Source organism: Desulfomonile tiedjei DSM 6799 (assembly GCF_000266945.1).
Lineage (GTDB): Bacteria > Desulfobacterota > Desulfomonilia > Desulfomonilales > Desulfomonilaceae > Desulfomonile > Desulfomonile tiedjei.
The window spans coordinates 806,092-826,898 of record NC_018025.1 but is presented as its reverse complement, the minus strand read 5'-3'; the positions used below and the strand labels follow the sequence as shown (position 1 = coordinate 826,898).

Annotated in this window: 16 protein-coding genes and 1 riboswitch; of the genes, 9 read left to right on the top strand and 7 right to left on the bottom strand. The window is 49.6% G+C overall.

What is annotated here, in order from left to right:
* Positions 1 to 267 precede the first annotated feature (267 nt).
* The 3 genes from DESTI_RS03580 to DESTI_RS03570 all read left to right on the top strand — a co-directional run bounded on the left by DESTI_RS03580 (position 268) and on the right by DESTI_RS03570 (position 4,626).
* A complete protein-coding gene (locus DESTI_RS03580; protein ID WP_014808602.1) occupies positions 268 to 2,925 on the top strand; it encodes a molybdopterin-dependent oxidoreductase in 2,658 nt (885 codons plus the stop codon).
* Between the two features lie 114 nt (positions 2,926 to 3,039).
* Positions 3,040 to 3,363 (top strand): TusE/DsrC/DsvC family sulfur relay protein, encoded by a 324-nt coding sequence (locus DESTI_RS03575; RefSeq protein WP_014808601.1) that lies wholly within the window; start codon positions 3,040 to 3,042, stop codon positions 3,361 to 3,363.
* Between the two features lie 99 nt (positions 3,364 to 3,462).
* Positions 3,463 to 4,626: an aminotransferase class V-fold PLP-dependent enzyme gene (locus DESTI_RS03570; protein WP_014808600.1), complete on the top strand. Its 1,164-nt coding sequence runs from the start codon at positions 3,463 to 3,465 to the stop codon at positions 4,624 to 4,626.
* A 295-nt stretch (positions 4,627 to 4,921) separates the two neighbouring features.
* Here DESTI_RS03570 and lon read toward each other — a convergent pair whose 3' ends face one another.
* Positions 4,922 to 6,934: an endopeptidase La gene (lon, locus tag DESTI_RS03565; RefSeq protein ID WP_014808599.1), complete on the bottom strand. Its 2,013-nt coding sequence runs from the start codon at positions 6,932 to 6,934 to the stop codon at positions 4,922 to 4,924.
* 404 nt (positions 6,935 to 7,338) lie between these two features.
* Here lon and DESTI_RS30570 point away from each other — a divergent pair, with 404 nt between their 5' ends.
* From DESTI_RS30570 to DESTI_RS03550, 4 genes are all read left to right on the top strand, one after another.
* Positions 7,339 to 7,515: a hypothetical protein gene (locus DESTI_RS30570; RefSeq protein ID WP_014808598.1), complete on the top strand. Its 177-nt coding sequence runs from the start codon at positions 7,339 to 7,341 to the stop codon at positions 7,513 to 7,515.
* Positions 7,516 to 7,566: 51 nt separating this feature from the next.
* Complete coding sequence (locus DESTI_RS03560; protein ID WP_014808597.1) at positions 7,567 to 7,884, top strand: hypothetical protein; 318 nt, start codon at positions 7,567 to 7,569, stop codon at positions 7,882 to 7,884.
* A 37-nt stretch (positions 7,885 to 7,921) separates the two neighbouring features.
* A complete protein-coding gene (locus tag DESTI_RS03555) occupies positions 7,922 to 8,995 on the top strand; it encodes a sulfite exporter TauE/SafE family protein (RefSeq protein WP_014808596.1) in 1,074 nt (357 codons plus the stop codon).
* Between the two features lie 183 nt (positions 8,996 to 9,178).
* Entirely contained in the window at positions 9,179 to 9,742 is a 564-nt protein-coding gene (locus DESTI_RS03550) for an IS630 family transposase (protein WP_014808595.1), read from the top strand.
* Between the two features lie 43 nt (positions 9,743 to 9,785).
* On the opposite strand, the gene DESTI_RS03545 is transcribed toward DESTI_RS03550, so the two are convergent.
* Positions 9,786 to 11,147 (bottom strand): sigma-54-dependent transcriptional regulator, encoded by a 1,362-nt coding sequence (locus DESTI_RS03545; RefSeq protein WP_014808594.1) that lies wholly within the window; start codon positions 11,145 to 11,147, stop codon positions 9,786 to 9,788.
* Positions 11,147 to 12,571 (bottom strand): ATP-binding protein, encoded by a 1,425-nt coding sequence (locus DESTI_RS03540; RefSeq protein ID WP_014808593.1) that lies wholly within the window; start codon positions 12,569 to 12,571, stop codon positions 11,147 to 11,149. Before DESTI_RS03540 ends, DESTI_RS03545 begins: the two co-directional genes overlap by 1 nt.
* A gap of 622 nt (positions 12,572 to 13,193) precedes the next feature.
* Between DESTI_RS03540 and DESTI_RS03535 the strand changes: the two genes are divergently transcribed.
* Positions 13,194 to 13,874 carry a universal stress protein gene (locus DESTI_RS03535; protein WP_014808592.1) on the top strand — a complete coding sequence of 227 codons (681 nt, stop codon included), beginning with the start codon at positions 13,194 to 13,196 and terminating at the stop codon, positions 13,872 to 13,874.
* An 89-nt stretch (positions 13,875 to 13,963) separates the two neighbouring features.
* Here the strand turns inward: DESTI_RS03535 and DESTI_RS03530 are convergent, their stop codons facing one another.
* On the bottom strand, positions 13,964 to 15,226 hold the full coding sequence (locus tag DESTI_RS03530; protein WP_014808591.1) for a PAS domain S-box protein: 1,263 nt from the start codon (positions 15,224 to 15,226) through the stop codon (positions 13,964 to 13,966).
* A 778-nt stretch (positions 15,227 to 16,004) separates the two neighbouring features.
* Between DESTI_RS03530 and DESTI_RS03520 the strand changes: the two genes are divergently transcribed.
* The gene (locus tag DESTI_RS03520) at positions 16,005 to 16,256 is read left to right on the top strand and encodes a hypothetical protein (protein WP_014808590.1); all 252 of its coding nucleotides are present in this window, start codon (positions 16,005 to 16,007) and stop codon (positions 16,254 to 16,256) included.
* Positions 16,257 to 16,350: 94 nt separating this feature from the next.
* Here DESTI_RS03520 and DESTI_RS03515 read toward each other — a convergent pair whose 3' ends face one another.
* From DESTI_RS03515 to DESTI_RS03505, 3 genes are all read right to left on the bottom strand, one after another.
* Positions 16,351 to 16,965, bottom strand: coding sequence for a hypothetical protein (locus DESTI_RS03515; RefSeq protein ID WP_014808589.1), 615 nt, complete (start codon positions 16,963 to 16,965; stop codon positions 16,351 to 16,353).
* Between the two features lie 818 nt (positions 16,966 to 17,783).
* The gene (locus tag DESTI_RS03510) at positions 17,784 to 18,239 is read right to left on the bottom strand and encodes a hypothetical protein (protein WP_014808588.1); all 456 of its coding nucleotides are present in this window, start codon (positions 18,237 to 18,239) and stop codon (positions 17,784 to 17,786) included.
* A 47-nt stretch (positions 18,240 to 18,286) separates the two neighbouring features.
* Complete coding sequence (locus tag DESTI_RS03505) at positions 18,287 to 20,038, bottom strand: hypothetical protein (RefSeq protein ID WP_014808587.1); 1,752 nt, start codon at positions 20,036 to 20,038, stop codon at positions 18,287 to 18,289.
* 453 nt (positions 20,039 to 20,491) lie between these two features.
* A riboswitch (cobalamin riboswitch) is annotated at positions 20,492 to 20,619 on the top strand.
* Positions 20,620 to 20,807 lie beyond the last annotated feature (188 nt).

Genomic DNA, 20,807 nt, shown 5'->3' with positions numbered 1-20,807 from the left:
TTGCCGGGACCGGCAAATAATAGGTTTCTCAATATTCCCTCTATGAAAGCACATTGGTATCAGAGGCGCGGGGGGACCACAGCAGATTTTTCCTCGGATTGTGCTCAGCAAGAATTAGAGTTTCGACGGAATTCCGAGCGAAAGATTCGCCTCAATGTGATAATCGCGGTGAACTGGTGATGGTTGAACCGGGATGGAACAACCGTGCGGCCAAGGTGAGGTCCTGGTGACGTTAGGTCAATGAGAGGCAAGGAGGCAACGACCTGCATGAAGAAAATCGATTTTAAAGTGAACGGTAGTCCGGTTACTCTGCACGTGGGTGACGACGATCGGCGTGTACTGCTCGATGTGCTCCGAGAGGATCTGGGGCTCACAGGCGTGAAACAGTCCTGCGATCGGAAAGGGCAATGCGGGGCCTGCACCGTGTTGGTAAACAACAAAGCGGTTCGCTCGTGTCTGACCAAGATAGCGGATCTGGAACAAGCGGAGATTGTCACCATAGAAGGTCTGGGCACTCCTGACAAGCCTCACCCTATTCAGGAGGCTTTTGTGCTTTCCGGCGCAGTTCAGTGCGGATTTTGCACTCCGGGTATGGTTCTGGCTACCAAGGTTCTGCTCGACAAGAATCCTCATCCTGACGACGATGCCATAAAGGAAGCGCTCAGGCGCAACCTTTGTCGCTGTACCGGATACAAGAAGATTATCAAAGCTGTGAACCTGGCTGCCGATGTTTTGAACGGACAAACTACTATCGAACAACATCGTCCGGATTTGAGCGCGGGTATGATCGGTGTCTCACACCCAAGGCCGAATGCTCTCGCACTGGCATGCGGAACCGCAAAATTCGCCGCAGACATACAGAAGGACGGAGTCCTGGAATTGGCCGTGGCGCGAAGCCCGCAGGCTCACGCGATCATCAAGAAAATAGACTATTCTGCGGCTGCTCAGATGCCGGGAGTAGTGGGAATTATGGTAGCAAGCGACATCAAGGGGTCAAATCGATTGCAGGATGATCAGCCTCTGTTGTGTGACAAAAAAGTTCATGTCATGGGCGACGCTATAGCCCTTGTTGCCGCAGAAACCAGAGATCAGGCTCGCGCTGCCGCGGCAGCGGTTCTCGTGGAGTATGAGCCTTTGCCCGTGATTGAAACAACCGACCAGGCGCTTGCAGACGATGCCGTGAGAGTACACGAAAATTCGCCGAATCTCTGTTACGTGCACCCGCAGATAAAGGGGGATGCGGCATCTGCACTTAGCCAATCGGATGAGATTGTGGAAGCCGAGTTCTCGACCCAGCTTATTCATCAGGCTCCGTTGGAGCCGGAAGCATCCCTGGCCTACTTTGAAACGACGGAAGAAGAGGAAGAGCCCAAACTTGTAGTCGTCGGAAGAAGCATCAATATACATCATCACCTGATGGTACTTCAGGGAGCGGTGGGCTGGGAAAATATGCGCTACGAACAGTCCTTCATCGGTGGCCAATTCGGCATCAAGCTGGATATTACCGCCGAAGCGCTTGCAGCCGCGGCTGCGCTCCATTTTAAACGACCGGTTCGCTATGTGTGCACCCTTACGGAATCCATGTGGATTACTACCAAACGTCACCCGTTCAAGATGAAGGTGAGGTTGGGAGCTAATCGGGACGGGAGACTGACGGGCTACAAGATTGATTTCACTCTGGACAATGGGGCTTATATGTCAGTTGGCAAAGCCATCGTGAACAGGTGCTTATTCATGCTGAGTGGCTCCTACAACATTCCTGCCGTGGAGGCTCACGGACAACTGGTGTACACGAACGGCGCATGGGGAGGAGCTGCTCGAGGAGCAGGGCCACCTCAGGTGAACTATGCTCTGGAATCTGCGATGGAACTGATGGCACAGCGTCTGGGTATGGACTCTTTGGAGTTCCGCCTCCTCAATTCACTTCAACCGGGGGAATCTATCTCTACTGGGCAGGTGATCGAGGAATGGCCCTATCCGGGATGTCTTGAGGCATTGCGACCGCATTACCATCGCGCTCGAGACGAGGCAGCCGCTAGCAAGAACAGCCGGTATCGTCGCGGAGTAGGCATCGCGGGCGGAAGCTTTGGTATTGGAAGAGGAGGAGCCGACAGGTCCAACGTAGCAGTGGAACTGATGCCGGACGGTGGACTTACTGTGTACGGCTCTATATCCGACCCCGGAGAAGGTAATGATGCGATGCTTACTCAGATTGCCGCTCATCTCATGAATATCCCGCCTTCAAAGGTCCATCTGGTCACGCGGAACACCGACCAGACTCCTGATGCCAGCACAGCCTCGGGAAGCAGGGTCACGTACATGAGCGGCGGAGCCATGGTGAAGGCGATTGAAGATCTGAAACAAGCTATGACGGAAGTCGGAGCAACAGGATACGACGATCTTGTGGCAGCTGGGAAGCCAACACGTTATCTTGGAGTAAGAATCCAAGATGCGACTCTTTTGGACCCCAAGACCGGTCTTGGGGCTCCTTTTGAGTCTCGAGTCCACGGAGTTCAATTAGCCGAAGTGGAAGTCGACACTGAAACAGGAAAAGTTCGTGTGGTGAAGATAACCGCAGCAGTAGATCCCGGAACCGTCATCAATCCCACAATCGTAGAAGGGCAAATTGAAGGTGGGTTGGACATGGGCGCGGGAATGGCCCTCCGTGAAGAGTACATTCACGGCACAACCACTGATTGGATTTCCCTCAAGTTTCCCACTATGAAAACCGCTTTCGAGAGTGAAATCATACTGCTCGAGACACCAAGAAAGAAAGGAACACTCGGCGCTGTGGGAGTAGGAGAGTTCGTCTTGCTGCCCACTGCTGCGGCAATAATGAGCGCTATACAGGATGCCACGGGAGGAACTCGCATCTGCAACCTTCCGGCGACTCCCCAGCGAGTCTTGGACGCTTTGAAACCGTAGTAGATACATGTTATACCAACTCGCTTTCAAAGAAGTAATACTCGAGGAACCTTTTTTGTAAAAAAGGTTCCTCGAGTATTGCTTCTTGAAAGCGAGTTGGTATGAGGCACTCGGGTGAGCCAGACGTTAATTCGCATAAATGGAGAGGAAGTCCTTCTTGATGAGGAGGGTTTCCTTATCCATCCTGAATCCTGGAGTGAAGCTGTAGCAGAAAGCTTTGCTCTCGAGGATGGGCTGCCTCAGTTGCAGGAAGTTCATTGGCGTATCATAAACATCTTGCGAGAGTACTACCTCGCCAATGGTAGAGCGCCGTTGAATTCAGAGTTGAAAAAAGCTACTGGCATGACTATATCGCAGATTGAAGCAAGTTTCCCGAAAGGAATCAGGCGAGGTGCTCGACGCTTGGCAGGACTACCGAATCCCAAGAGCTGCGGCTAATACGGAATCAAGCGACGATACCGGAGGAAACTTCCAGTAAGAAGTGTTTCCTGAACCTTCACAGACATTACTGGTTTGAAAGGGCATTGGTATGAATCGATGACGGACGAGGATCGAATCATTTACCTTGATAATGCTGCCACGACATTTCCCAAGCCCCCGGAAGTGCTCGCGGAAATGCACGAAGTGTACGCAAAGTTGGGCGTTTCGCCGGGCAGGGGCACGTACGATTTGGCGTCACAGGCAGACGAAATCGTATCTCGCACCAGAAATCAGATTTGTCAGTTCTTTGGAGGCGACTCTCCGGATCGCGTTATCTTCGCCAACAATGCGACCGACGCACTTAATACTGCTATTCTCGGTCTGGCGAAACCCGGCGGACACGTCATCAGTTCTCGGCTTGAGCACAATTCCGTGCTCCGTCCTCTGTATTATCTGCGTCAAGAAGGAATCGTTACTTACGACCTCGTCCCGTTCGACGAGCAAGGATTTACGGACCCTCAGGATTTTCGTAATTTGATGCGACCCGAGACACAACTGGTCGTCCTGACGCATGCTTCCAATGTAATCGGAACGGTTCAACCCATAGCGGAAATTGCCGCTCTGTGCAATGAACGTGGAATACCGTTCATTCTGGACGTCACCCAGAGCGCGGGCGTGGTTCCCGTAAACATGAAGGAACTTGAGGTCGCTGCAGTGGCCTTCACAGGTCACAAGGCACTTATGGGACCGACAGGCATTGGCGGCCTTGTGCTGCGAAAGGACCTGGAAATACAACCGACACGATTCGGGGGCACAGGTGTCGATTCAAGCAGTCTGCTTCAGACGGACGATTACCCTTTCCGCTTGGAAGCCGGAACGATCAACCTGCTTGGGATCATCGGGCTTTCTGCCGGGATTCGTTATATAACCAGACGAGGCATAGAGAACATTTACCGGGAAGAGATGATGCTTTGCAGGCGACTTCGTGATGGATTTGCCGAGATGGATCAAGTGCACCTGTACCGCGCAAACGATCTGAATAATCATGTCGCGGTGCTTATGTGCAATATCGCCGGAATGGATGCTCGAGATCTGGGAGACATTCTCGATGGCGACTTTCACATCGCTACACGAAGCGGTCTCCATTGCGCTCCATTAACACATCTTGACCTGGGGACATCTCCGGCCGGTGGAGTGCGCTTCAGTCTGGGGCCGTTCAATACGCTCCCTGATGTGGATGCGGTTTTACGTGCTATGCGGGAAATAGTCGCAACAAGATAAATGTATGGTCGGTGCCAAGAATTCTGTCGTTTAGCCCGCGTGTGAATTACAGGATATTTGGTAGGGGCCGGCGTCTCTGCCGGTCCATTCTAGCGATATCATTTATCATATTGAAGATGTGCCGGCACGGAGGCCGGCACCCACCAATACTCCTAATCCTCAATCGGACATTGATTTTGGCAATTACTATAATATCGCCAAAGTAGAATCAGGGAGCAGCTATCCGTAAGAAGCTTTATCAAACAGCGTAAAGAATTTCTGGCACCGCCGAAATCCATGGTGCTGCAAGAAAAAGCTATATCACCGGAAGCACCAGATCTACAATTTCGATCATCTCTTCAGCCAGAACGACTTTGATGTTCTTCGTAATTTCACTGGAACACGACTCAACATCGGCCTGATTCCTTGCGGGAAAAATCACTGTTTTGATTCCTGCTCGCTGTGCGGCAAGCAGCTTTTCACGGATACCGCTTACCGGAAGGATTCGACCGCTCAGGGTTATCTCGCCGCTCATGGCTATATCACGTTTCGCCGGACGAGAGGTCAGGAGCGATATAAGCGCCATGCAGATGGTAATACCGGCTGAAGGTCCATCCTTCGGTATGGCTCCGGCAGGAATATGGACATGAATATCCGAATTGTGGAAGAAGTCCGGATCGATGCCAAGTGCTTCCGCATTGCTCCTGATATAGCTCAAGGCAGTCTGAGCCGATTCTCGAAGTATATCTCCCAAAGAGCCGGTTAGGATAAGCTGCTGACTTCCTCTCATTCGCACAGCTTCAACAAAAATTATCTCTCCTCCGAATTCGGTCCAAACCAGCCCCGTTGCAATGCCAATGCGATCCTTCGCTTCAGCAATTTCATGGCGATATTTTCTCGGACCGAGAAATTCTGCCACCATACCAGAATTCACAATTGCAGGAGTGTTCCGATCTCCTTGCAGAAGATGAAGAAACGCGAGCCTGCGGCACACATTGGCGATTTCGCGTTCAAGATTTCGCAGCCCGGCTTCTCGAGTGTAATCCCTGATGATAGTAGTTATAGCATCATCCTCGAATGTGATATCTCGGTCGCTCAGTCCACAGTCGGAAAGCTGCCGAGGGATAAGAAAGCGCTCCGAAATCTCCATCTTCTCAGCTTCGGTATAACCCGGAAATTGGATGACTTCGAGTCGGTCCAAAAGCGCGGAAGGCAGATTATCCACAACATTTGCAGTTGCAATGAACATGACCGCGGAGAGGTCAAAAGGAACATCAAGATAGTGATCTCTGAACCCGTGGTTCTGTTCCGGGTCCAAAATTTCCAATAAGACGGAAGCCGGATCGCCCTTGAAATCCTGCCCTATCTTATCGATTTCGTCCAGCATCAGCACCGGATTTTTCAGATTGAGATTCTTGATTTCACTGATGATTCTCCCGGGCATTGCTCCGACGTACGTCCGTCTGTGTCCCCTCAGTTCAGCTTCGTCCCGCAAGCCGGCAAGAGAGATCCGTGCGAATTTTCGCTGCATCGATTCGGCAATAGCCTGTCCAATTGACGTCTTTCCCGTTCCCGGAGCACCGGCAAAGCAAAGAATCGGACCTCGAGTGAATTGAGCATGTCTCTTCTTATCGAGGGTTCGGTTCACAATCGACCTGAGATCGTCAAGTTTGTAGGGTTTTATCAGATAATGTGCAGCACCTTTGCTGAAGGCGTCAACAGCGGAATCCACAGTGGCATACCCTGTAACGAGAATAATTTCCGGAGGCGTAGAAGACTGCTTTGCCGATTGAAGCAGCTCCATTCCATCAAGCTTCTCCATCTTGAGATCCGTGATGACGAGGTCGAACGTCTCACTTTGCAGACGATGAAGCGCCTCCAGGCCGTTGGCAGCAGTCTGAACCTCGTAACCTTCTTTGCTGATTACGTGCTCCATGTTTGAACGAGCCATTTCCTCGTCATCAACAATAAGGATGCGAAATTTCCTATGACTCCTGAGAGTCCGAACCGCAAGAAATTCGAGCACTCGTTGCTTGGCATGGTGCAGCCCGTAATGTTGACGCTCCAGAATTTGTTCGGCTCGTTGAAGATCGAGATTGTCATCCGTATAACGATTCCAGGGAAGAGACAGCAGATAATCCAGGTAGGTTAACCCGATAATGTATTCCGGAAGCGAAGGATCCGTTCTTTCCAGTCTCTCCAATTCTTTTTGAGCTGCAGGGCGAACGTGATCGGGCAACCGTGCTTTGTCGATTCCTGCGCGCAGATCGAGTATCTCCTGCGGGACCGAAGGCTTTTCGTCTTCTTGGGATTTGCGAAAAAAGGCCATTTTGAGAATCCTTGCAACGAGAAGAATTATAAGGGACAAGCTATTCGAGAAGCCATCTTAGCATTTTCCAATTCGAAGAGTAAGATTGAATAGTTTTGTCCCGGATTTTGCTTTCTCAAATGCGAAGGCATGGTATACGCGCTTGAAACGGAGAAGAAAAATCAGTGTTGCTTGTTGCAACATGTGAAACGCCGGGTGCAATAATTTCTATTTAACTGAAATCTCATAAGTAGTCTCCTCCGACATGAGTGTTGTTGCAGACTGCAACAACACTCTGAACTCTCCATTGAAAGATCCAATTCATATTACCATGTATTCTTAGCTAATTACAGCATTGCACCCGAATGGCACGCAAATTGATCTATTGATTCGTGACATCTCTCGCGATGGAAAGGAGCACGAAGATGCGGAACTGGCTTAAGAGATTTGAAGTGATGGCTGCGGCAGTGGCATTTGCCGAAGAAGGCGAATGGCAAGAAGCTCGAGGAATTCTCAATGAGACCCAGAGGAAACCGCAACTGCAGGATCAGAAACGGAAACAGCCAGGAATAAGAGTGCGTGAGCATTCTTACCGCGTCTGACGGCTCGCGATCCTTTTTATTTGACTAATCTTCATGTGAGGAGTGTAAATCATGTCGGCTAAAACTGACAAATCACAGAAAAAACTTGTTATCCAAACAATGCTGCTCGGCGCAGTCACTGCGATCCTCTATGCTGCTGTGTTCTCCCATGCAAACACAGTCGTGGAACTCTTTGCACGAGGGGGATACTACGCAGTATTCCCCATAGCGACGGTATTTGTGTTCTCGTTTGCGCATGGAGCTTTTGCCAGTAATCTCTGGTCGGCACTCGGCATTGAAGCGGTAACCAAGCAGGCAGTGAAACGTCCCGCTGTGTCGGCTCCGAGAGCTACCAAGAGAGAGCGACCTCGGCTCCGTATGTCTGTATAAACACGTTCCTCTTTCTCTCATCTGAAAGGAGTGAGATATGCATGACCAGGCTGTAGAGGCCGTCAAATTCATAGATTTGACGTGGATGAACGTCAGTTTCCTCTTTATAGTAGGGTTTATTGGAGGCCTCGTAAGCGGATTCATTGGATCGGGTGGAGCTTTCGTACTGACTCCCGGGATGATGAGCCTGGGGGTTCCCGCTGCTGTCGCTGTGGCCAGCAACATGTGTCATAAATTCCCCAAAGCTTTGGTAGGCGCATACAAACGCTACAAGTACGGGCAGGTCGATCTCAAACTTGGACTTGTTATGGCTGCTTCAGCCTCAGTAGGTGTGCAGATAGGCATAAAAATTCAAGAATACATCCTGAGCAGGTGGGGAGAAGCCGGTTCCAACCTTTACGTCAGCCTATCGTTCGTGCTGGTCCTGGTGGTTGTTGGTGGTTACGTTTTCTATGACGCATGGAAGATAAGTAAATCCGGAGCTGAAGATCAGATCTCCGCTTTAGCCCGGAAACTTCAGAAGATCAATCTTCCACCGATGATTCATTTCAAAACCGCAGATTTGACCATTTCGCTGTGGTTCACAATTCCCGTCGGACTCCTTACAGGTTTGTTAGCTGCTACAATCGCTGTGGGAGGTTTTGTGGGTGTGCCCGGTATGATATATGTAGTGGGAGCAACCGGTCTAATTTCTTCGGCAACCGAACTTGTCATCGCTTTCATCATGGGTTTAGGTGGATCGGTAAAGTGGGCTATTCATGGAATGGTGGACATCAGACTCACTTTGATCATTCTCGCAGGCTCCTTGCTTGGAGTACAATTGGGAGCTATCGGAACGACCCTCGTTAAGGAACACATGATCAAAGTGGTCATGGGCACTATTATGCTCATAGTCGCTCTGAGTAGAGCGTTGGCAATGCCACGCTACTTGACACAATTAGGCTTCATGTCAACCGATGCATCCATGCTCTCGCTACTCGATACAGTGAGCTTCATCACCATGTGTCTGGCGCTTGCCGTGGGCGCGGTTATCATACTGGGCAGCATGTTCAAAGCAAAGCGGGCCGAATATGCTGCTGCGATAGGAGCCGAGACTTACGAGCATGTATAAGGAACCTTTGATAGGTTGAGTATTCATGCTAGATTTTTCCCCTGGCACGAGCGAGCGAATTCCGATATAGTTGTTTCAATATCGCAGTGCCTGGGGAGAACCTCCATCTTCTATTAACTCTCCTTTCATTACCCACACACATTCACCTGTTAACCGATAGAGAGGAGGTCCGCTGAACACATTATGGCGAGGAAATCAATACCACTGAGCATGAGCAGAAATCAACGCAAGCTTCTGGAAACGTGGGTACGCGCCAAGACCATACCCCAACGGGTTTTCTTTCGAGCACGCATCTGCCTCCTGGCTGCAGACGGTTTATCCAATACGGCAATTGCGCAGGAGCTTAATACGTGTCGTCCGACTGTCTTGCTCTGGAAAAGACGTTTCGAAAAGCACGGCCCCGACGGGCTGACCAAAGATGCTCCTCGGGGACCGAGCCCAAAGAAGATCGCGCGCGAAAAGGTCCGAGCCATCATGGAAGCGACACTGTACACAGATCCTCCCAACGGCAATCGTTGGACGACCCGAACACTCGCAGAGGCCCAAGGTGTCAGCAACGCTACAGTCGCTCGCATCTGGAAGGCTCATGGTTACAAGCCGCATCGGAGAAAAACAGGAAATGCTTCTCGGAGTAACGAGTTGAAAGTGCGCTCGGGAGTGATGTCGCTCTTGCGTGGTGTTCCTCGAGGACGCACATCAACGCAATCAGTGAGTCCTGAGTTCGCCGGCAAAAAACGTACAAACTGAAAAATTAAGAAACAACTTATTGGTCGGGACGGTGTCAGACCGGCTACTCAAGTCCATAGCGCTTGATTTTCCGCCACAACGACACTCTGTCTATTCCCAGAGTCTCTGCAGCTAAAGTCTTGTTTCCTCCGGTTTCCTCCAATACCTGCTTTATGTACCGGATTTCTTGTTCTTCCAGAGTCGGCAAAGTACCATCCTTACGTCTGTACGTTGTGATCTTGAGATTTATGATGTCGTCGGGAAGATGCTTTTCTTCTATTACTCCGTCAGTCGCCAGAGCGATTCCGCGCTCGATTATGTTCTCGAGTTCTCTCACATTGCCGGGAAAATCGTAATCTTTGAGAATGTCGAGCACCTCTTTGGAAAGAACCGGCATTTCCCGCTTCATGAGGCGGGAGTGTTTTTCCACGAAGAATTGTGCGAGAAGCGGGATGTCACCTTTGCGTTCTGCCAGCGGCGATAGGTTCAGGGATACCACATTCAGCCTGTAGTAAAGATCCTTACGGAATTCACCGGACTCAACCGCTTCGTGAACATTTCTGTTGGTCGCTGCAATGAAACGGACATCAATATGTACGTTGGCCGTCCCACCAACTCTCATGAGCTGCCGTTCCTGGATCACCCTGAGCAGTTTTGCCTGCATGTTTATGGACATTTCCGTAATTTCATCGAGAAATAGGGTGCCGCCACTGGCGAGCTCTATAATTCCGGGTTTACTGACGTGGGCCCCTGTGTAAGCCCCTTTTTCGTGCCCAAAAAGTTCATTGGTCAGCAGTTCTTCATTGAAAGTCCCGCAATTGACAGCCATCATCGGGCCTTCACTTCTGTGGCTGTGCTCGTGTACGAAGCGAGCCAGCAATTCCTTGCCCGTACCGGATTCTCCAGTGATAAGCACATTACAGTCGGTGGGAGCAATCTGCCTTGCCACCTGAAGGAGTCGCAGAATGGCGGCATCTTTTGTTATAAGCTTCACCCGGCCGTCGTCTTGAAGCTTTTTCAACTCTTGTTTTAGCTGAAGATTTTCCTCTCGCAAGCGGATCTTTTCCAGTGCCTCAGCCACGACTTTGCGAACAGCGTCAATCCTGTACGGTTTCGAAACATAGTGATAGGCTCCTTTTTTCATAGCTTCAATCGCTGAATCAACGGTAGCATATCCCGTTATCATGACGACTTCAGTGCAGGGGTGTCGTTGCCGGCACTCATCCAAAATCTGCATTCCATCGATCTTTTCCATTTTCAGGTCTGTCAATACGACATCAAAGGTCTGGGTTTTGATGAAATTCAGTCCTTTAGGTCCCGTATCCGCTGTCGTAATATGGTAGCCCTGTTTCTTGAGAACGTGTTCCAGGTTCGTCAGAGCCATTTCCTCATCATCAACTATAAGTATCTTTGGAGGATCATACATCACGAATTCTCCACTGCCGGTAGTTGAATAGTAAACGTCGTCCCCTTTTCCGGTGAACTTTTGACCTGGATCATGCCCTTGTGCCGCAAGACGATGTCATGAGTGATGAAGAGTCCCAAGCCCGTACCTTTGCCCACGTCTTTGGTCGTAAAGAACGGATCGAATATTTTGGGGAGATTTTCTTCGGGAATTCCTTTTCCGGAATCAGATATCCTGACTTTCACTATCCCGTCTTTCTTAGCCAAAGCTCTTATCTTCACTTCTCCATCGCCGTCTATAGCTTGAAATGCATTAGAAATGAGGTTAGTGAAGGCTTGTTCCATCTTTCCCCGATCGACGTGAACACGAATTGCCGGATCGATCTGCACGGTAACCCGGAGGTCTGTCGGCTTTTCTCCAGAGAGCGATTCGAGAGTCCTTTCCACGATTCCCTTCAAACTCACGCTTTCCAGATTGAGTTCTTTTGCGCGGGAGAATTCCAGAAGATTCAGAATAAGCGTGCGTGCCTTTTCCACCTGTACTAATATATTCTTCAGGAACTTGCGCTGGAATTCCTTGTCGGCTTCGTCCAATTCTTCCAATAATATCTCACATGCAGAAGAGATGTTCGAAAGGGGATTGTTCACCTCGTGAGCTACCCCTGCCAGCATGGTGCCCAAACTGGCGAGCTTCTTCGATTGCACCAATTGTTCTTCTCTGTCTTGCAGTTGGAGCGCCATACTGTTGAACGCTATGAGAATGTTTCTGATATCTCGTTCCGCCGGTAGAGTCTCAATCGGCTTGAAAGCTCCCTGAGCTATCCGTGTTGTCCCGTCCTCTAAGAGCAGCAAAGATCGGGTGACTTTGGTAAACAAAAAGCTCCCGATCGCAACGAGTCCACATCCCACGACAATGAGTCCGAATAACGGCAGTGTGACAGTGGCTCTCATGGTTTCTTTTATAGAGTCACGCTTCCGTTTGGCTACGGTCTCCCCGAACTGTGCCATGGCATTCCCCGTTTTTCTCATAGCGCTTTCGCAGTCCGGCTTTCCGTCGGAATCTTTCACAAATGAATTGGAACATTGACCCAGCAATTGGCCGTACTCGGCCAGAGAAGCCTTGAATTCGGCAATCTGCCCGGGTGATGAGAGTGACTCAATTTTGGCAGTATTATCGGCGATTAATGCTTCGACTCTCTTTAGATGATAGAGCGCTGTAGTCAGGGAGTCCTTGTTTCCATAAAGAAAATAGTTCTTTTCGAATCTGCGAATTTCCAGAACCGATTCTTCGAGTTTACTCACGTTTTCTAAGTAGCTGATTTTATCTTCCAGGGATCGCATTGAATAATAACTGCCGAGAATGGTTGCCGTCATGAAGAGATAGACCACAGCGGCTCCAATGATGACTTTGCGGCGGAGACTTATGGAATACAAGGTCCCGAACATGGATTCTCCCGAATGTTGGCGCAGTTCCTGACTTGATTCTACCCATAATTCCTCAGAGCAACTTTCGTTCCAAATGCCGAACGAAATGATCACTGGTCAACATATTGTAATCACGCAATAATGATGTGATCTCTTTTTTTCAATGGCATAAGTAAGAAGCCTTGTGTTGCATTATGAAACATAAGCTGTCTCCGCGCAAGACGTCCTGCTATTCAGTGGTAATTCGCTTTTCTCACCTTAATTCGGTCTGCACCGATCGGCCGCTACCGTTTATGGTAGAGTCCGGCGTGCCTGACCGGACCGCCCAGTCAAATAGATCTATTGGTGACTGGCGTAAGACTTCTGGCGTTTCATTATGCAACAGACTTTTGTGTAACATGCAGGTGAATGATTGCCACCGGAAAGGAAAGCAGGCGTTGCATACTGCAACAGAAACGCCCATCCATGTAACATCCGAGCAGTTGCCCGATTTTTGGTTTGTTTTCGGAATGATGGCCGATATTTGTTGCAAACCGACACAGCCAACCTGATGAGACGATTTAAAGAAAACTTCGTATTCCGCCATGTTCTGAACAAATCCAAAATGGCATGAAAATTGTTACAGCTCCGCATAGGAGGCCCCATGAAGAGAATGAAGAAGAAGCTGGAAAAAATGCTCAATGCCATTACTTTTGCAGAAGCCGGCGAGCATGAAACTGCCCTTGAATATTTCGATAACGAAGATAGCGCGCAAAGCGCACGCGCCCCAGAGCAAGAATCTCTGGAATGCAAGCCAAATGAAGATCTCATAGACCAAGCAGAGACTCATTGGGCTGCAGCCGCGTTCGCTGAAGCAGGTGAATTCGATACGGCTCTGGAAATTGTCCCTGCATCAACACCCTCTAAAGCCGTATTATTGGTTCTGGACGATCCTGAAAATGGATCCGATGCCTTCGATTATGCCGTGAATCTGTGTCTCAGAATGAAAGCTTCCCTGGAAGTGCTCGCGCTCATTGATGACAACGGCTCTGCCGATATAAATGCTTATGAAATCATGAACTTGCGATGCGCGAAGCAGTATGGAATTTCGTGCACGGTTTCCGTTTTATCCAGAAATTCCCAAACAGATTTAGTGACATACGTGCAAAAACACAAAGGAATTGTTACAATAATAGATAGTTGTCGCCATAAACGAAAGAAGAAGAGCAATCGCCCCGGGCTCTTGCGAACACTTGAAATGATCGTGGAGAAATTCTCGATTCCACTGGTCCAGGTTTCGCAAACAAGTGGCAGTAAATCTTTAAGAAACTTGCCGGCACAATAAGGGCCTTCGGGAATCCCGGTTTTTTCAGATTGAGCATCTTGAGCAAAGAGGATGCGTAAGAAAAGCCGTGCAAAGAATAACGGCACACTTCAGTTTTGCATATGAGGACCTCTGAACAGAACGGAAAAGCTGGTCCCTCCGGATTCTCTGCAGCCTTGTTCATTTTCGACATGCGGGCACGAGGAGATGTCGCCGGGACAGTGCTCTTTGTGAGTCAACAAATGCCGGCATCTGCCTGTCTTGAATGTGATATCGATATACCCTTCGTCTGCAAACATCTTTAATTGCATCAATTCAAGTCCTTTGCCACCTGCATCAAAATCGAAGGGATTCTTTGTGGAGTAGTGCTCTGTGTCCTGGGTATGATGAAAAGCTTCAAAGATAAACGGCTGATCCTCCGGGAAAATGCCGACACCGCTATCTCTTACGTGCAACACAGGGCCTAACGGGCTGTTCTCCAGGATAACGGTCACTGTGCCGCCATCCGGAGTATTTTCGATAGAGTTCTTGACGAGCGTATCCAGAATCTTCTTCAACACGTCCGGATCTATTTTGTCGGCATCCACAGGCTCCAATGTCTGGAATACAGCTACCGATCTCCCAGAGCTTCGCTTCCGAAGTGTATCCAGAATATCCAAAATATACGGTATAACGGGAAATGGACGTGGCTGGTATTCAATGGGAGCAACAATTTGTTGCACCATCAGGTGAACCTCTTTCAACCGCTGCAAGTTCCTTTTAATTCTCTGAAAGCATGTCAGCCGTTCTTCGGTCGTGAGATTTTGCCTTGCCAACCTGGCCAAGGAACCGTCAATAATGGCAAGTGGAGTGGTCAACTCATGGGAAAGATGGTTGAGGGCCCGTTGCCTGGCTCGTTGTAAGGATTTCCAGGCAGTAATGTCACGAAGAATGACGAGAATCCCAACCGGTTCTCCTTTGTGATCGAGATATCGCGAAGAACTGATACTCACATCCAGGGTGAGTCCGTCCTTTGTTCTTCTCCTGGTCTCGAACCCGCTCACGGATATGCCGTCTTGGATCAGTTGATTTATATGAGCCAGTGAGACGTTTTGCTCTGCTTCGGGAACAAACGGTATTCGCTTCCCCAGCAATTCTTCTTTCGTCCAACCGAACAGCCGAGAAAAGGAATCGCTCACGTATTTAACATTACCTTCAAGATCGTAAATTATGATTGCATCCGCCGACGAATCAATGGCGCTCAGAAGGCCTTCAAATAGCTCTTTGTACTTCCGCATTTCAGCGTCAGTCTCTTCCAGACGCTTTATGAGTGGCTGCAATTCCGGTTGCTCGCAGCAGGAGAGCGACGCCGATGTATCAATGCGGTCAGTCATCTCTGAACCTCCTTGTACCCTGCCGATTTGGCACGGGATAAGAAATGGCTGTCTGAAATCGGCACAAACCGGTTTGAGTCGAAAATTTCTTGATATGATACCATTTTTCCTTCTTTAATTGCGAACTCGCACAATACCGATGCGCTTTCATACGAGTAATATCGGAAAGCCGATCGGTTGCTGGCTCTGGAGGATCTCCTCCGTTACGGACGGCGCAGCCTGACTTCGTTTCGGAGACCCACCGAAGCACCAGCTTCAGCATTGTCACTTCTTTGATAGCGCATCGGTATAAGACCGGTCCTCTGGCAGAGTCAGTTTAACCCAAAACGTTTCATACCGCTACACATGCTGATTTCAAAACCTCTCGGAACTATTTTGAAAACCTATAGCACGGGGCTAAGCTTGGCAAAAGAGTTGTTCACGTGCAAAGGGAATGCTTTTGATACTATTTCGCAATTATGCATATAAGATGGCGAAGGCTGAGGTATTCTGAGCGGAGTGATTAGACGGCTTTGCGTCGTCCGGAGCGAAGGATACCTCCAGCCTGCCAGATTACAAAAAGAAAAGCGAATCGCTATGAGAGGTCGGTGAAAATAATTGTTATGTTTCGGCCGGATTTCTTGCTTGTCTTTTCCGTTTCATTCTTCAGCATATCTATAGGAATTGTTCTCGACAATTCATGTATGATGCAGTATCTGTATAAGAACAGGTACTCAAAATGCCGGTCTGTCTTGTGAGTGCAATTTTTGCATCGGCATTTGCGTGGAGGTGGCGGCACTTGGGAGAGCTCGAGCGGGCGTTGAAAGCGGTAGAACAGGCGAGAAGGCGAAAACGCGAACTGAAAAACTTGATTGAAGTGTTGTTCGAGGAATACAAACTCGTCAGGTCCGAAATAGATATGCACAAGAAGCAAATTGAAAAACTGATGTCTGCAAAAGAATATTCCGCTTACCTGGACACCATCAGAGTAGACACATCCATAGAATTTTCAGCTTTTGCCGAGCCCAAAATGGCTGACGAAAAGAAGTAGCCGAACTACAATTGCTTAACTATGCGCCGGCAGAGAATTTGAAGCAAAGGAGCGGAACCGAGGAAGCCTTCTCAGAAAATTGTCTGTTATCTTCTCAGGCGGTTCCGACAAACGCAGATCCTGCAAATCCTCGCGAAGTCCTGTCTTCGAGACGGTCGAATCCGCCGGGAATCTCCGAGCAGATGCATAGAACATCTTTCATGACGTCAGCTCCGGATGCAAAGTCATCTAGGACGTTCTCCACAATTTCCGCATGACGCCACGGGTCGAATGGAATTTTGGTTTGAGCACACACTGCTCGGAGAAATTCCCTGCTAAATGCCAGCGAAAGTCTCACTGCTCGCACAGCCTCCAGGAGGCCGTTCCCTGCATTTACCAGACACACAGTAGCCACTATACCGCCATTCATCTCGAGCCTATGCAAATCGGTGCATGGGTCCGGCCGCATTACCGGCGCATTAATCCACCAATTGTAATATGATTGCTTCCAAGGTGAATGCCCAAATTTTGACAATACAAACAGGGTGCTCTGTCTTAACAGTAACCCAAAAACTGCCTCGTGCTTGTTAACGGCCAAAATGTCATCTGTCGTAGGATCGGCCATGCACATTGTCAGAGTATGACCTCCGGGCGTGTAGTCGTAAGTGATGCCCACGGGCAGACTTTTTACTCCCGGAATGAACGGCATTCCAACTTTGGTCAACCTCATTTATTGTCTCCAGATTCGGGCAATCAGACTTTTTTCGGGGACTCATATCAAGTCGCTTTCAAAGGAGTAATATCTCAGGAACCTTTCTTATTAAGAAGGGTTTCCCGGATGTTCGCTCTTTGATTGCGAATGCGTATCAAGCCTCAGTAGTCCCTCATCAAACTGTTTCCCGAAAAAATTGCCGATCGCAGTGGAAATTAAAATTGCATAAGGCTTACCCATCGCGACCGGCAAAATGGTGTCATTGCAACACGTGCAGGAATTGGAACTCAATTGTAAGCTGCCGCACATGCCAAGATTCTTCGAGGAGGCAGGAGATCCATATCCCGTTAGCCAATCACCTCGTTCGAAGAAAGCGCATTTTCACGTTTGCCATCTTCATTACGGATTCACTCACTGGGACAGTATCCTCCGCGCAGCTACTGCTGTGCGCGGAGGATACTGGGAGCAAAAATAGATGGACATTGTAGTACATACTGCCAAATCGTGGCACAGTCGTCAAGATATAATGTTGTCGACTTCCATTTTTTGAGAGATTGGCGGTCGATCGAACACGTATTTTGCGACCGCGCATCGGATGCATGCGTCAAGATTGATACCAATGTGCTTTCATAGAGGGAATATTGAGAAACCTGTTATTTGCCGGACCGGATTTGCTCCCGGTGATGGCGGGATTACTTCTTTGAACGCTCATTGATATGAGGCATAAATAGATTCTGCCGGCTTGTATGCACACATCCCTCTAAACAAAAAAAATCGGAGGACCACTTTCAACGCGTGTTCCCCCGATTTCTTAAGCGATTCGAGACGAGCTGGTATCAGCCGAGCTTTGGACAGTCCCACTGTCTGTCCCAGCCTCCAACTCCGTCATCTTTTTCGTCCTGACCGTTTTCTTCTTCGTTTTCTTCTCCGTTCCCGTTTTCCTCTCCGTTATCTCCTTTCTCGTTCTCTCCAGCCGGAGCCACTTTGGGCTTCTTGTCGGTTTTCGCTTTGTCCCAATCAACAATTCTGAGATCAAGATCCTCGCCCGGCTTGTCGTCACCTTTTATATCCGGGAAGGGTCTTGCGGGAGCATTATGAGCCACTCGAACAGACGCCTTTGCATCGTTCCCGGAAAGAATCCCGGAGCCGTCGCTATATCGATGGGAAAAGTTTGCAGATGTAATGCTATGTCCTATCTGTGAACTACTTTGAAGCAGATGACTACCGTACGCCTGACCGGCTACGACCGTCAGGGGGACCATTACCAGCAGTATGAACAACAGTTTTTTCATGATAATACTCCGCAAAGAAGTCGCTTAATCGAAGCGCGGCTGCCGCGTTAGAATTCAAATACCAGCGAGAGTTCACCGCCGATGATGGGATCGATCGTTCTGTTCGGATTGGTTCCAAAATTGTTGGCTGCGGTCCCTGCTTGCCATCCGGGAACGGACCGATCCGCACATGCGTAATTGAACCACTTGCCGGGCTGCCAATAGCCCAAGACGACTCCTGCGGTCCACCCCTCCAAAAGCTTCCAATCCAATCCTGCATTGATCTCATATCCGAGAGCAGTATCGGGGATGTTGGGAGAAGTCGGATAGCGGTTAATATTGAAGCTCACATTCCCGTCAGGAACGTTCCCAAAATCACCAACACCGGCATTGGGGCCCAGTGAACCCCAGCTATACCCGTTGGACGTCCTGTTCGCGTAGAAAAAGGTTCCAAAGACATTGAGGTTGGATGCAACGGCATAGTCGGCTCTGGCTGCAAATACCGAAGCATCTCTCAAGTATCCGTCTCCGGAAAGGTTATAAGCGTTCAGTCCTCCGCCGTAGTTGTAGCTGAAAAGATAACTGTAGGGCCTGAACACATCAAAGTTTCCCAGTTGCCGATCATACTCGGCATGCCATACAAAAAGGGCGGGCTGTTTGCCGATAATGGTGCCAGCTCTTCTGTCCGGACCTGGAGTCCAGGCATGCAGGAGACTCACTTTGGCAGGTCCCGCCATCAGCCCCAATTCAACCATATAGCGCCACTGCTCCGCATACCGGGTATGGGGCGGCGTAACCTCTCCGTTGGGGTCCGATCCAAAGCGATCCGTCCAGTATAACCACGCTGCCTCCGCATTGAAGAAGAACCGGCCGTTGTTGTACTTGAGAAAGGTGGTGCCGTGAGAGAGTTCCGTGTCCTGAGCCGCCCAGGTGGTTTGAGCGGGAATCCCCGCAGGGTCAATCAACTGAGCTTCAGGACCGATGTGATATGCTCCATAAGAACCGAGAATGCCGGCTCTTAGCGGCCCGCAGCTATACATCACAAATGCCAGGAAGTCTTTGGAGAAACTCCCGCTTCCGTCAGCACGACTGAAATATTGTCGGTACGGATTTACGCCGTTAGGCTGGCCGGGGTACACTGCAATAGTGTATGGGTTGAAATTGTCTCCAAGGGACACCTGATTTTCAACGACCTCCCGAATGCTGGAGCTTCCTGCAAATCGGTACGGATAAAAAGCGATCCCGATATCCAAAGGCCCATAGGGAACTGTAAGCGATATGGATTCGGTGCTCGCGGCGTCCTCTCCATCGTACTGCAATGCATTTCCGAAGGTCCAGGGCCTCTTCCCGATGCCGAATACACCGATCGGTGTCTGCGCTGTCACCCAGAAGAGTGTCCACTGTCCTTCACTGAAAGCGTTTTTCGTGCCAGGGGCATCCTGAGTGTGATAATCGGAAGCAAACGGGTCGCCGTACGTCCCTAATCGGTACAAACCGGTTATCTTTATCGCAGGGTTGATCTTGATAACCGGTTGAAATCCCACATTGAAGTAAGACCACCTCGCCTCGGCCGAGGTGGTTATATTCGTATCGAACTGGCCGCCATTCCAGAAGTTGAGATTGGCGGCTCTGGTCGCTCCGCCGTTATCCACATTGTACTGCCCGAAAAAGCCTTTGTGACCGGTCTGATTGTACCACTCGTACGTCCAGTTAAAAGATCCCGCCAGCTCGAATTCCCACGCCATTGCCGGGGGATTAGAAAAAAGACAGAGACAACCCACGAAAAGTACTACTGGAAGGAGACATCTCGTCCCTCGCATGGTCCGTCCTCCTATTACAATGCAATCAGGTACAATTTTCTAAGATTATAGTATTGGCGTAGCACTTTGTTCGTTTTCGTGTCAAGTAAAATGTGTGATGATCCGGATCCATTCAGTTATACGTGGGGAAAATCCCCCCTCCCCCCCCTTTATAAAAGGGGGGTAAAGAAGCAACCCGAAATTCCCCCCTTAGTAAAGGGGGGTTTGGGGGGATTTGGAAAGTTGGAAGGACTGTGATCCGAGAAAAGATTCTCTCTACCCCGAGTAACTGAATCGTTACGATGATCCTCAAATTGCATCTTCTCTGAGAAGAAGAACGAACTAATCGAACTTACGGTTTGGTGGGATGAGGAGCAGTTCATATTATCAAACCGAGAAGTCCTTGACATGGTGAGGTCGGTCCGTCTATTCTCCGATCTGGTTGAACAACAGATTGTCCTAAACCGGATCTTCGGGGAAGACGGTGAAAGGCCGTCGCTGCCCCGCAGCTGTAACCGTAGACGAAATCCGTAATGAGCCACTGGAGCGTTTTTTCTCCGGGAAGGCACGGAGAGTAGGAAGAAACGGGAGCCAGAATACCCGAATTTCCGCGTGCCCTATGTTTCTTGCGCGGGCGAGAGAGGGTGTACCGTCGATTGACCCTCAAGCCCACTGGGCGAGAGGGTTTTGTTGTTCTAACGAAGGAAAATATTCGATGTTCGATTTTGGCCGTGCATTCCGTGCGGTCCAATCAAGGGTGTCGCTGCGGTTTGCTTTTTCAAAGCACACT

Coding starts and splice junctions, on each gene's coding strand:
- DESTI_RS03580 (WP_014808602.1), top strand. CDS start 268: ATGAAGAAAATCGATTTTAAAGTGAACGGTAGTCCGGTTACTCTGCAC.
- DESTI_RS03570 (WP_014808600.1), top strand. CDS start 3,463: ATGACGGACGAGGATCGAATCATTTACCTTGATAATGCTGCCACGACA.
- lon (WP_014808599.1), bottom strand. CDS start 6,934: ATGGCCTTTTTTCGCAAATCCCAAGAAGACGAAAAGCCTTCGGTCCCG.
- DESTI_RS30570 (WP_014808598.1), top strand. CDS start 7,339: ATGCGGAACTGGCTTAAGAGATTTGAAGTGATGGCTGCGGCAGTGGCA.
- DESTI_RS03560 (WP_014808597.1), top strand. CDS start 7,567: ATGTCGGCTAAAACTGACAAATCACAGAAAAAACTTGTTATCCAAACA.
- DESTI_RS03555 (WP_014808596.1), top strand. CDS start 7,922: ATGCATGACCAGGCTGTAGAGGCCGTCAAATTCATAGATTTGACGTGG.
- DESTI_RS03550 (WP_014808595.1), top strand. CDS start 9,179: ATGGCGAGGAAATCAATACCACTGAGCATGAGCAGAAATCAACGCAAG.
- DESTI_RS03545 (WP_014808594.1), bottom strand. CDS start 11,147: ATGTATGATCCTCCAAAGATACTTATAGTTGATGATGAGGAAATGGCT.
- DESTI_RS03540 (WP_014808593.1), bottom strand. CDS start 12,571: ATGTTCGGGACCTTGTATTCCATAAGTCTCCGCCGCAAAGTCATCATT.
- DESTI_RS03535 (WP_014808592.1), top strand. CDS start 13,194: ATGAAGAGAATGAAGAAGAAGCTGGAAAAAATGCTCAATGCCATTACT.
- DESTI_RS03530 (WP_014808591.1), bottom strand. CDS start 15,226: ATGACTGACCGCATTGATACATCGGCGTCGCTCTCCTGCTGCGAGCAA.
- DESTI_RS03515 (WP_014808589.1), bottom strand. CDS start 16,965: ATGAGGTTGACCAAAGTTGGAATGCCGTTCATTCCGGGAGTAAAAAGT.
- DESTI_RS03510 (WP_014808588.1), bottom strand. CDS start 18,239: ATGAAAAAACTGTTGTTCATACTGCTGGTAATGGTCCCCCTGACGGTC.
- DESTI_RS03505 (WP_014808587.1), bottom strand. CDS start 20,038: ATGCGAGGGACGAGATGTCTCCTTCCAGTAGTACTTTTCGTGGGTTGT.